Annotated in this window: 10 protein-coding genes; 3 read left to right on the top strand and 7 right to left on the bottom strand. The window is 60.0% G+C overall.

The window, feature by feature from the left end; all coding sequences use genetic code 11:
* Nucleotides 1-92: 92 nt before the first annotated feature.
* Nucleotides 93-1316, bottom strand: coding sequence for a cyclopropane-fatty-acyl-phospholipid synthase (locus LOC54_RS09615; RefSeq protein ID WP_279313599.1), 1224 nt, complete (start codon nucleotides 1314-1316; stop codon nucleotides 93-95).
* A 171-nt stretch (nucleotides 1317-1487) separates the two neighbouring features.
* Here LOC54_RS09615 and LOC54_RS09610 point away from each other — a divergent pair, with 171 nt between their 5' ends.
* On the top strand, nucleotides 1488-2231 hold the full coding sequence (locus LOC54_RS09610; RefSeq protein ID WP_279313598.1) for a 2-keto-4-pentenoate hydratase: 744 nt from the start codon (nucleotides 1488-1490) through the stop codon (nucleotides 2229-2231).
* Here LOC54_RS09610 and recO read toward each other — a convergent pair.
* From recO to nusB, 6 genes are all read right to left on the bottom strand, one after another.
* Entirely contained in the window at nucleotides 2214-3020 is an 807-nt protein-coding gene (gene recO, locus LOC54_RS09605; protein ID WP_279313597.1) for a DNA repair protein RecO, read from the bottom strand. The two genes, LOC54_RS09610 and recO, sit on opposite strands and share 18 nt — an antisense overlap.
* Nucleotides 3013-3918, bottom strand: a complete 906-nt coding sequence (gene tsf, locus LOC54_RS09600) for a translation elongation factor Ts (RefSeq protein ID WP_279313596.1) — start codon at nucleotides 3916-3918, stop codon at nucleotides 3013-3015. Before tsf ends, recO begins: the two co-directional genes overlap by 8 nt.
* A gap of 113 nt (nucleotides 3919-4031) precedes the next feature.
* Nucleotides 4032-4817 carry a 30S ribosomal protein S2 gene (gene rpsB / locus LOC54_RS09595; protein WP_279313595.1) on the bottom strand — a complete coding sequence of 262 codons (786 nt, stop codon included), beginning with the start codon at nucleotides 4815-4817 and terminating at the stop codon, nucleotides 4032-4034.
* Nucleotides 4818-4961: 144 nt separating this feature from the next.
* Complete coding sequence (locus LOC54_RS09590; protein WP_408740333.1) at nucleotides 4962-6092, bottom strand: Rieske 2Fe-2S domain-containing protein; 1131 nt, start codon at nucleotides 6090-6092, stop codon at nucleotides 4962-4964.
* A gap of 123 nt (nucleotides 6093-6215) precedes the next feature.
* Complete coding sequence (gene thiL, locus LOC54_RS09585; RefSeq protein ID WP_279313593.1) at nucleotides 6216-7214, bottom strand: thiamine-phosphate kinase; 999 nt, start codon at nucleotides 7212-7214, stop codon at nucleotides 6216-6218.
* Nucleotides 7195-7713, bottom strand: a complete 519-nt coding sequence (gene nusB, locus LOC54_RS09580) for a transcription antitermination factor NusB (RefSeq protein ID WP_279313592.1) — start codon at nucleotides 7711-7713, stop codon at nucleotides 7195-7197. The genes thiL and nusB overlap by 20 nt, the downstream gene beginning before the upstream one ends.
* Nucleotides 7714-8062: 349 nt before the next feature.
* Here nusB and LOC54_RS09575 point away from each other — a divergent pair, with 349 nt between their 5' ends.
* Nucleotides 8063-9595: a DegQ family serine endoprotease gene (locus LOC54_RS09575; RefSeq protein ID WP_279313591.1), complete on the top strand. Its 1533-nt coding sequence runs from the start codon at nucleotides 8063-8065 to the stop codon at nucleotides 9593-9595.
* Between the two features lie 9 nt (nucleotides 9596-9604).
* Entirely contained in the window at nucleotides 9605-10645 is a 1041-nt protein-coding gene (locus LOC54_RS09570) for an aromatic acid exporter family protein (RefSeq protein ID WP_279313590.1), read from the top strand.
* Nucleotides 10646-11099 lie beyond the last annotated feature (454 nt).

Raw genomic sequence — 11099 nt, 5'->3', positions numbered from 1 at the left:
ACAAGAAAATCGTTTCTCGCCTTTCTTAACCTCGCAGCCGTAAAATTGTGGCTACCGTCTTTTGTCAACAAAACCTAGGCAGCCGAAACACGTTATCGGAGCGGAATGGTAGACTCCGCCTGTTCAATATAATCCCGGGTCAGGGGGACGACCGTCTGGCTCCGGGTCAGCTGGAGCTGGAAATTCATGTGCCCCTGCACGAGGAATGAAAGCTCTGCCCCAGCAAGATAGAACTCGAACATCCGGCAGAAACGCTCGTCATAAAGCGCCTTTGCCCTGTCGCGATTCCGAGCGAAACGCTCCCGCCAGATCTCAATGGTCTTCGCATAATGCAGGCGGAGAATCTCGCAATCCGTCAGATAAAGTCCCGAAAGCTCCACCGCAGCCAGGGTCTCGCTCAGCGCCGGAGAATAGCCGCCGGGGAAAATATACTTGTCGATCCACGGATTCGTGGTCCCCGGACCATCGCCCCGTCCGATTGAATGGATCAGCGCAACGCCGTCCTCAGCCAGACACTCCTTCACTTTCCCGAAAAACGTCCGGTAATGCCCGATGCCAACATGCTCGAACATTCCGACCGAAACGATCCGGTCATACGGCCCCATCAGGGTCCGGTAATCCCTCAGCTCAAACCGCACCCGATCAGCAAGGCCCGCTTCCTGTGCCCGCCTGCGCGCAGTCCGCAGCTGCTCCTCGGAAAGCGTGATGCCCGTAACGATCGCCCCGTAATCCTTTGCAAGCGTCAGAGCCATTCCACCCCAGCCGCATCCGATATCCAGCACGGACAGACCCGGCCGGGTCAGCCGGAGCTTCGCTGCGATATGCCGCTTCTTGGCCTCCTGCGCTTCTTCAAGGGTCTCCTCACCGGTGTGGAAATAGGCGCAGGAATACTGGCGGTCCTGATCCAGAAACAGATCATAGAGCGGCTCACCCAGATCATAGTGATGGGCCACATTCCGGCGTGAACGCACTTCCGGATTGAACTGTATGAAACGCCGCCGGACATAACGGGACGCGGCAGCAAGACTTTCCCCGACATGTCCCGCAGGCACCATGCTGTTGAGCATCAGCAGATGCAGCAGGTCATACAGGCTGCATCCCTGAGGCTCGACCTCCCCGTCCATATAAGCCTCACCGAACGCAAGACCGGGATTGAGGAGGACGCTGCGTACCGCCCGAGGCGTCAGAAAACGCAACCCAGCATGAGGGCCGGGGCTGTTTCCCTGAAAATGCATGATCCTGCCGTCAGGAAATGTCACATCCAGAGATCCTGTAGAAATGAACTTCCTCAGAACGAAACCGGGCAGATATTTCATGAAGCCTCCTCCTCTCATCGCTGCAGCTCCGGGATGTTGCCACATATTTCAGGGAAATAACGACATATCCGCCCCTGCGTTCTGTTATGAAATCAGCACATGTCATTTTTCTATTTTGTCTGCGGGCATTTTCTGTGCTGAGGCTTGTGCAGCCCGCATAAGGACACGCCCGTGACCGATCTGACACGCCTCCTTTCCGATATCCGCACCGGCTCCCGCCCGCCTGCCTCCGGCGCAGGGCTGACCGTTCCCGCAGACAGCAGCGAGGCGCAGGACATACTCCTGAAGGTATCCCGCAGCCTCGGGCCCGTCGTCGCATGGAAGGTTGGCTCATCATCGCCTGAAGCGGCCCCTTCAGCGGCTCCCATCCACAAAAACACTGTTTTTCAGGACGGGGAAACAGTCCCGGCAACGCTCTGTCGATATCTCGGGGTGGAAAGCGAGGTTGCATTCAGATTCGGTAGAGACCTGCCGGATAAGGGCACGCCCTACACCCGCTCCGAAGTTCTCGATGCCGTCAGCAGCCTTCACCCGGCCATCGAAATTCTGGACACGCGCTTCGAAAAACCGGGATCGCTGCATCCCCTTCTCCACGCGGCAGATCAGCAGAATCACGGAGCACTGATTGCAGGCCCGGCTTTCGGTGACTGGGAAAGTTTCGATTTCACGCGTATCCGCGTCAGCCAGGCCATCGGGCAGCATGACATTCTGGAACGGACGCTCTCACACCCCGCCGGAGACCCGCTGCGCCTGCTCGTGTGGCTCGCCGGTCATGCCATCCGCAGCGGTTTTCCCATCACAGCCGGCACGATTGTCACGACAGGCTCCCTGACGGGAACGATCTGGGCCCGTCACGGCGTCCTCGTCCGGACCTCCATCGAAGGCTGCGGCGCCGTATCAGCCACCCTCGCCTGATCCGCACATGGCGCCCACCAGTGCCTCAAGCCTCTGCCTCGCCGCAGGCAGGGGCCTGTGCCGCTGCCCGAATGTTTCCCTGAGCATGAAATGACCGGTCAGCCGCAGCCCTGCGGCCCAGTCTTCCGGCGTCCCGTCATCCGTCTCGTCTGAAAACAGACGCGGCAGAGGCAGAAGCCGCGAACGCCACACACCGGCTCCGCTCTCCGAGACGGCCCTACCTGTTCTGGGAGAGACATATTTCAGATCGTCCGTCTCACCCGTCACGGCACAGCATGAGAAATCCAGGCCAAACCCAAGATCGGCCAGAAGAACCACTTCCCAGCGCAAAAGCCAGGCCATACCTGATTTTGCGGCCTCTGCCGGATCGGATGAAAGACGCATCAGCAGCGCCAGCGTATCGGCAAAAAGACCCGGATGCGGCTCATGCTCCGGCACCGCCTCATCCGCCACGGCGCAGACCGATGTCATCATGGCCAGTCCGACAGCAGAGGACAGCAATGGCGCAGACAGCATCCGGACCGTCTCACCGCTGAGCGTGCCAAGCTGCCCCTCGGACCGTGTGCGCCACCGTGCGGCAACCAGATTTCCGACCTGCCAGGTTGCCGCCTGCCGACGGCCCGCTCCTCCGTAGACCAGCCCGTGGACCAGACCACGCTGCTCCGTAAGGACATGGACGATCGCGTCGGCCTCACCCCAGAGGCGGGCAGATAAAACAAGGGCGGGTGCCTCCCATTCAAGGGAGGCCCCGCCCTCATCAGAACAATGATCCCGGAAAGGATCAGCCACCGGCAGCCTTGGCAACTTCCGCGGCGAAATCATTCTCTTCCTTCTCAATGCCCTCACCGAGCTGGAAGCGATCAAAACCGGCCAGCTTCACGCCTGCCTTCTCGAGAACGGCTTTCACGCGGCTCTCACCGTCATGCACCCAGACCTGCTCCAGAAGAACCACTTCCTCATAGAACTTGCGGATACGGCCTTCGATCATTTTCTCGATCACGGCATCCGGCTTGCCGGACGCACGGGCCTGCTCCGTCAGAACGGCGCGCTCACGCTCAACCGACGTCGGATCAATGCCGGACACATCGAGTGCCGCCGGGCGTGTTGCCGCAACGTGCATGCCGATCTGACGACCAAGCTGCTCGATCGCGTCATCTTCGGTCGGAGCCTCAATCGCCGCAAGAACGCCGATCTTACCCAGACCGGGCTTCAGCGCTCCGTGGATGTAGGACGCAACCACGCCGGACGGAACCTCAAGAACGCGGGCACGACGAACGGACATGTTCTCGCCGATGGTGGCGATCAGATGCGTGATCTCATCCGCAACCGTACGGCCGCTGGCCACGACGGCAGAGGAGAGTTTCTCCAGATCGTCACCGACCTTCAGAGCCGCGCGGGCCACTTCCTCAACGAAGTTCTGGAACGCCTCGTTACGGGCGACAAAGTCGGTCTCGGCATTGATCTCGACCATCGCTGCACGACGGCCCTCAGACACGACGCCGACCAGACCCTCAGCCGTCACGCGACCGGATTTCTTCGCTGCTGCGGAAAGACCCTTCTTGCGCAGCCAGTCAATGGCTGCCTCAAGATCACCGGCAGCCTCTGTCAGGGCCTTTTTGCAATCCATCATGCCGGCGCCGGTCTTCTCACGAAGATCCTTCACCAGTGCTGCGGTAATTTCCGCCATGATTCCACTCCCTTTAAAAACACCCGCACGTCACCCGGAGGGATAACGTGCGGTGCGCGTATATATCAGACAGAACGGCCGGAGCGGGATAAGCGCTCCGGACCATCGTTTTCTCAGGCCGGGTTTGCCTCAGCCTCGGCAACGGCCTCAACGGCCGGCTCGGCCGGAAGAACATCCTCGGACGCACCGAGGTCACGGCCGGAAGCAGCCATCTCGGCAGAGATGCCATCCAGAACCGCGCCGGACACGAGGTTACAATACAGTTCGATCGCACGGATCGCGTCGTCGTTACCCGGGATCGGATAGGTCACGCCTTCCGGGCTGGAGTTGCTGTCCAGGATCGCGACAACCGGAATACCCAGCTTGTTGGCTTCCTGAATCGCCAGCTTCTCCTTAATGGTGTCGATCACGAAGATGATGTCCGGAAGTCCGCCCATCTCCTTGATACCGCCAAGGGAGCGCTCGAGCTTGTCCTGCTCGCGGGTCTTGTCGAGAATTTCCTTCTTCGTCAGACCCTGCGTCTCACCGGCCAGCATCTCTTCCGTCTGGCGCAGACGCTTGATCGAACCCGTGATGGTCTTCCAGTTCGTCAGCATACCGCCAAGCCAGCGATGATTGACGTAATACTGGCCGCAACGCTGTGCTGCCTCGGCAATCGGCTCAGCCGCCGCACGCTTCGTGCCGACGAACAGGACACGTCCGCCACCGGCAACGGTGTTGCGGATCGCCTGCAGGGCGCGGTCAAGCAGGTTGACGGTCTGGGTCAGGTCGATGATGTGGACCTGGTTGCGGACACCGAACAGATACGGTGCCATACGCGGGTTCCAGCGACGGGTATGGTGACCGAAGTGAACACCGGCCTCAAGAAGCTGACGAAGGGTAAAGTCAGGCATCGCCATGATGCGGAATCCTTATTCTGGTTATTCCTCCGCGGCACATCGGTCCGGACAGGCCGGACACCAGCACTGAGTGCGCCACGTGTGAAGTCCTGCCGGCAGCAGACATCCTGCCACCGTCTCAGGCGTGGCGGGATATGCCTCTTTTTACCGCCTGACGCAACCCCGGGCAGCAGCCTCAGTCCCGGCCTCATGCGGAACACCACAGCGGATCAGCAGGTCGCGCAGACGCCGCACGACCGGAAAGACCTCCACGTTCCGGTCCCTACCCTGTTCATCCCAGGCGGCCTGTTCCATCTCGACCACCTCCTTGTCCTCATGGAAAATGCGGTCAGTGAATATGCCCAGGACGGGCCAGGCCAGATCCAGAAGGAACTTCCATTTCGGGCGACGGACGGAAAGCAGGCCGAACGTCTGTGTCTCGCGCTGATCCGCACTGACCGGAATATAGGCGACCCACAGGTCCATGATCAGGTCGCCATCCTTGTCGTGAATTTTCAGTGTCTGATAGGGATAGGTCGTCCGGACGGAGACAATCTCCTCCACCGGCTGCTCCCGGCCTTCGATATGCTTTCCGAAAATCAGACGCTCGGCCAGAGGCTGCTCTCCGCCCCGGCGCGCAAAGCTGTAGCGCGCCTCGACAAAATCCTCTCCCTGATCCTGGCCGAGGAACCGGGCGGTGATCTGTCCCATCTGCTTGCGGTGAAGAAACTGATGATTCATGTCCATCAGGTTTTCATGCATGAACGTGTAGTGGCAGTTCACGCGCGGATCGAATTTCCGGGTTCTGAATTCGGGATTATCCACCTGGCACGGCCACGGCACCGACGTGCCTGCCGCAAGATCGGGATTGCCCGGGAAAATGAAAATCAGCCCGCCCTGCTCGCGCACCGGAAAGGAGCGTACTCCGCTGCCGTTCTCCGGTCTGTTCAGATAGGGCACGGTCACGCAGGCACCGGTCCGGTCAAAAGCCCAGCCGTGATAGCAGCAGCGGACCACATCTCCGTCCACCTTACCCTTGCTCAGCGGTACCTGGCGATGGGCGCAGCGATCATAAAGCGCATAGACCGGACCGTTCTCCGGACGGATCAGCACAACCGGCAAAGCCCCGAAACGCACAGCGAGAGACTTTCCCTTCGCCAGCTTTGAAGACCATGCAACGGGATACCAGAAATCAGGATTGATATCCGTCAGGCGGAGATCTCTTCCCGGTCCGGCAGCCGTACCGGCGTCCCGCACGGACACTCCTGCCCCGGAAACTTCCGCAAATCCGGCCATATCCATACTGGTGCTCCCTTCACGCAGCCGGCTCTGACAAAGATACCGCCGGCCCCGCCACCTGCTTCTCCTGACCGGCCGGGGGACAGTAACCGGAGGAAAACACGGAAAGCAAACGTCGGCCTATGCGTTCCCGATATGGCTCCAGCCCGGGTTTTGCAGGACCATCGGACGGTTATCGGGACCGTAAACCGTCACGCCGGAGCCGGAGGAAAACATCCCGATCCGCGTCACGGCAACGCCCGCACGCTCTGCCTCCCGCTGCAGCTCCGCCTCTTTTTCCGGCGGGACTGCAAGCAGAAGCTCGTAATCATCGCCCCCGCACAGCGCCGCATCCACAGCCGTATCACCGGCTGCACGTGCCGCGTCGGACAGCGGAAGACGCGCGGCCTCTATCCGCAGCGCCAGACCGGACTCCCTGGCCAGATGACCCGCATCCTGAACAAGCCCGTCCGAAATATCGATCGCAGCAGATGTCACACCCGCAAGCGCCATACCGAGACGCGGGCGCGGCAGATGATACCGCTCCGTCAGCCACCCGGTCGGGTCAGCAATCTCGCCCCGCAGCGCACGCAGACCAAGCGCGCCGTCTCCGAGCGTGCCCGTCACCCACAGGGAGTCTCCCTCTGCCGCCCCGCTCCGCAAGAGCGCCTGCCCCGGCGCGCAATGGCCCAGAATGGTCAGGGAGAGTGCGAGAGGCCCGGTCGTGGACGTCGTATCTCCGCCCAGAAGCCCCACCCCGAACAGCCGCTGATCTTCTGCAAGACCTGTGCAGAATTCGGCAAACCATGCCTCCTCAAACCCCGCAGGAAGTGCCACCGTCAGAAGCCAGGCAAAGGGAATGGCCGCCATCGCCGCCATATCGGACAGATTGGCCCGCAGCAGCTTGCGCCCGATCGTCGAGGGCGGATCCCCGGGAAGAAAGTGAACATTCTCCACCATCGCATCCGCCGCGATCACGATCTCGCGCCCCGGAGGAGGTGCGAAAACCGCCGCGTCATCCGTCAGATCAAGCGCTTCCCGTGCGGCAAGCTGCCGGAAATGCCTCCGGATGAATGAAAACTCCCGCGGAAGATCCGTAGCGCCGGATGAGCCGTCCCCTTCAGGACGCCGCTTCGTCATCGGTCTTTCCGCGACGCCGCGCCAGGGTGTCCAGCACGCCGTTGATCAGCTTCGGCTCATCCCCGGAAAAGAAACCGTGTGCCACATCAAGATATTCATTGATGATCACGCCCGCAGGTGGCTGATCCGGCATATCCAGCTCCGTAACCGCAGCCAGGAGAATGGCATAGAGAACCGGATCAAGACGCGTGAGCGGCCAGGAGGACGGCAGGGTCGCGCTCAGCTTCGTGTCCGTTTCTTCCTTACGCAGCATCGCCGTCCGGACGATAGTCCCGAACAGCTTTGCATCCGGCTCGGGGATCTGTCCCTCCTCGTAGGAATCTCCGGAGACCGTCACGCCGAAGCGGAAGCGCTCGAACTGTATGATCGCCGTATCCGGCAGAACGCCCGTCTGACCGATCTGAAACAGCGCCTGCACGGCAGCCACGCGCGCCGCCGTACGCGGACGGGACGCACGACCGAGATGTTCCTCGTGAGCCACATCCTGCTCTTCTGCCATGACCGGGGTCTCCTCTGACCTGAACGAAAGCCGCGCTTCTTCGCTCCTTTGCACGCTCAGGTCCAGCCGTGAAAGGAAATTTTCTTCTTCCGACATGGTTAAGCGTCGGGAAGGAAATCCTGCGTATCACATGCCCGGGATTTCAGCCCTCAGGACGGTCAAGGACAAAACGCACCTGTAACCTACAAAATTACAGGAAAAACATCATCCGGTCCGGCCTGCATATCTTCCGCCCCTGTGACCCGGCTCCGCTTCGCGCTATACTCCCCGCAAACATACGACACACCATCGCATTTCTGCTTTGATTTAAGGGGCCTTCGCCCTGCGATTCCGGGGTATCCATCTGATTATGTCCTTTTCCCGCCTGACCGCTCCCGCCCTTTTCCTCGCCGCAACCATGTTCTCGTCCGCAACGGTCCGCGCGGCACCGGCCCCGGATGCATCCGTCCCGCAGACTGCACAGCCCTCCGTTGCCCCGGCGGTCGCACGACCGGTGCCGGACAGCTTTGCGGATCTCGCCGCCAGGCTGCTTCCGGCCGTTGTCAATATTTCCACGACGGCAACGATCAGCGATGATGAGGACGAGGATGAGGGAGAGGATGAAGGACCGCAGGTTCCCGACTTCCCCAAAGGCTCTCCTTTCGAGAAATTCTTCCACGATTTCATGAACCGGAAAAAGACGCCGGACGGGCAGCCGCACAAGATGCAGGCGCTCGGGTCGGGCTTTATCATCGACGCCTCCGGGATTGTGGTCACGAATAATCACGTCGTCCGTCACGCGGATAAGGTGACCGTCACCTTGCAGGACAACACCGTCCTTCCGGCAAAGGTCATCGGTCATGACGAGCGCACGGACCTTGCCGTTCTCAAGGTGACAAGCCCGAAACCCCTGCCCTTCGTCTCCTTCGGGGACAGCGATCGTGATCGCGTGGGTGACTGGGTTCTGGCCATCGGCAATCCCTTCGGACTGTCCGGCACGGTCACGGCAGGCATCATCTCCTCCCGCGGGCGCAATATTGATCAGGGCCCGTATGATGATTTCATCCAGACGGATGCTTCCATCAATCGCGGTAACTCCGGTGGCCCGTTGTTCGATCTCCGGGGGGATGTGATCGGTGTCAATACGGCAATCTACTCCCCCTCAGGCGGCTCCGTGGGTATCGGTTTCTCCATCCCCTCCAATGAAGCCGCGGGAATCATCGAACAGCTGAGGAAGACCGGTAAGGTGTCCCGCGGCTGGATCGGCGTGCGTATTCAGGACGTGACACAGGACATCGCGGACGGCCTTAACCTCAAGCCTGCGGGCGGTGCTCTGGTTGCGGGGATCGAGCCGGGAGGGCCTGCTGCAAAGGCAAAGCTGCAGACCGGTGACGTGATCCGGACGCTGAACGGCAAGACTGTGGAGGGCAAGGCGCTCCCGCGTCTGATTGCACAGATCCCTGTCGGCACGAAGGCCACGCTGGGGGTCTGGCGTCATGGAAAGATGCAGGACATGACGATTGTCATCGAGGCTCTGCCGGAGCCGAAGGAGAAGAAATCCTCCGACCATAATCCGGCCCCTCATGCCGACAGCAAGGCCGTCACGCTCAAGGCTCTCGGGCTGAGCGTCAGCCCCCTGACGGATGAGCTGCGTGATAAATACAAGATTGCCGCCGGACAGAATGGCGTCGTGGTCTCTGATGTTGCTGCGGACGGTGTTGCTGCGGATCGCGGCCTTCATCCCGGTGATCTGATCACGGAAGTGCAGCAGGAAGAAGTGTCCTCTCCCTCCGTCCTGCAGACAAAAATCGAGGCTGCCCGGAAGGCCGGGAAGCATTCGGTCCTGCTTCTCGTCCGGGATTCGGACGGAACGCGCTGGGTGCCTCTCCCGCTCGAAAAATAACAGAACTGTATGATAAATCTTGCCGATACCTTTCTCCCGTCCACACGGTCTTCCGGGCGGGTGGTCCGCCAGGCCGTGCGGCTTACGATGGCTGTCTCGGGCTCGGCCTTTGCCGCACATCTTCTTGGCCTGAATGAAGCTCCCTGGGCGCTGATCACCTCTGCGGTCGTCACGCAGACATCGATCGGAGAGACCTATTCCAACGGGCGCGATCAGGTCACCGGGGCCATGCTCGGCGCGACCGGAAGCCTGATCGCGATCACCGCCATTCTTGCGGGCTGTCCATGGCAGATCGGCTTCTGGGGTATGCTGGCGCTGATGGCGCTGGTGGCAGCCTATTCCCGCAAGGCGAAGATGGCGCCGGTCACGCTGATGATCGCGATGCTCTTTCCGTCGGACGAATCACCCTATGCCCGCCCGGCCGAGCGTGTGCTGTGCGTGCTGACCGGTGTGCTGGTGTCGATGATCGTCTCTTTCCTGATTCTGCATGAACAGGCGCGGCGTGACGCATTCCGTAATGCGGCAAAAATGACTGACGGCATCATCCGGATTCTCAAGGCATCGACGCATCACACTATCGGATGGGAAGAAATCCGGGATCTCAATGATGTCTGCTCGACCTGTCTGAAGAACGTTCAGTCTGCCGTCGGAGAGGCCCGGCGCGAGCACTGGCATCCTCTGGAGCGACGCGACCCGATCCTTGCGGCCCTGCCCGATGCTCTTCATCAGATCCAGACGGATGCGCTGGTTGTGGCCCGGGCCGCCGCGGCGTCTCCGCCGTCTGCGGAAGAGCAGTCTGAGAAGACGGTTTATGGTCTTCTGACCGCACTGGACTGGGTGTCGCGCTGCTGCCAGGCGGAGGCGCGCGGGGACAAGCAGCCGCCGGAGGGCATCCGGGAGGCTCTGGCCGGTCTCCCGGCGGCAGAGGCTACGACCGATCCGGTCTGGCGTTTCGTGCTGAAGATCCTGCGCAAGGATCTGACCGATTTCGTGGTGTTCCTGGCGCGCGAGGAGAACAAGAAGAAGAGCGACAGCCAGAAGGGGGAATAGACTTGGTTTCCGAATTATACCCGGGTGGACATATTTTTATATGGGTATAATTCTGGCAAAACACGATGAATGCGGCAGAAATTGAATCTGCTTTGCCGCCGTAACATGGTTCAAGCTCCGGACTCAGGGAAGCGCGATCCGTTTGCGACGGATGCAGACAGTTGGAATCATTCTTTTTTCCAAGGGAGAAATGCCATTATATGGTCTACATTTGCCGTATAGTAGTTATTTTCTCTCTTTAGAAAATTCAAAGAAACGAGGCCATTAACATCTCTTGATAAAGTTTTCGGAGAAAGATTTAAATACAAATTATGTATATCAATAGACATCTTCGGAATATCCGATAATAATACTTTTTTATTATTTTCACTAGGTTTTGTTGACAAAAGACGGTAGCCACAATTTTACGGCTGCGAGGTTAAGAAAGGCGAGAAACGATATTCTTGTCTTGTCA

This window comes from Acetobacter sp. AN02, from assembly GCF_029759835.1.
Taxonomy (GTDB): Bacteria; Pseudomonadota; Alphaproteobacteria; order Acetobacterales; family Acetobacteraceae; genus Acetobacter.
Note: the sequence above shows the minus strand (reverse complement) of the source record. Positions and strands in the feature narration are given on the sequence as shown.

Bases quoted from the DNA above. Each gene is read 5' to 3' on its own strand.
- LOC54_RS09570 (WP_279313590.1), top strand. From the start codon at position 9,605: ATGATAAATCTTGCCGATACCTTTCTCCCGTCCACACGGTCTTCCGGG.
- tsf (WP_279313596.1), bottom strand. From the start codon at position 3,918: ATGGCGGAAATTACCGCAGCACTGGTGAAGGATCTTCGTGAGAAGACC.
- rpsB (WP_279313595.1), bottom strand. From the start codon at position 4,817: ATGGCGATGCCTGACTTTACCCTTCGTCAGCTTCTTGAGGCCGGTGTT.
- LOC54_RS09615 (WP_279313599.1), bottom strand. From the start codon at position 1,316: ATGAAATATCTGCCCGGTTTCGTTCTGAGGAAGTTCATTTCTACAGGA.
- LOC54_RS09575 (WP_279313591.1), top strand. From the start codon at position 8,063: ATGTCCTTTTCCCGCCTGACCGCTCCCGCCCTTTTCCTCGCCGCAACC.
- LOC54_RS09590 (WP_408740333.1), bottom strand. From the start codon at position 6,092: ATGGCCGGATTTGCGGAAGTTTCCGGGGCAGGAGTGTCCGTGCGGGAC.
- thiL (WP_279313593.1), bottom strand. From the start codon at position 7,214: ATGACGAAGCGGCGTCCTGAAGGGGACGGCTCATCCGGCGCTACGGAT.
- nusB (WP_279313592.1), bottom strand. From the start codon at position 7,713: ATGGCAGAAGAGCAGGATGTGGCTCACGAGGAACATCTCGGTCGTGCG.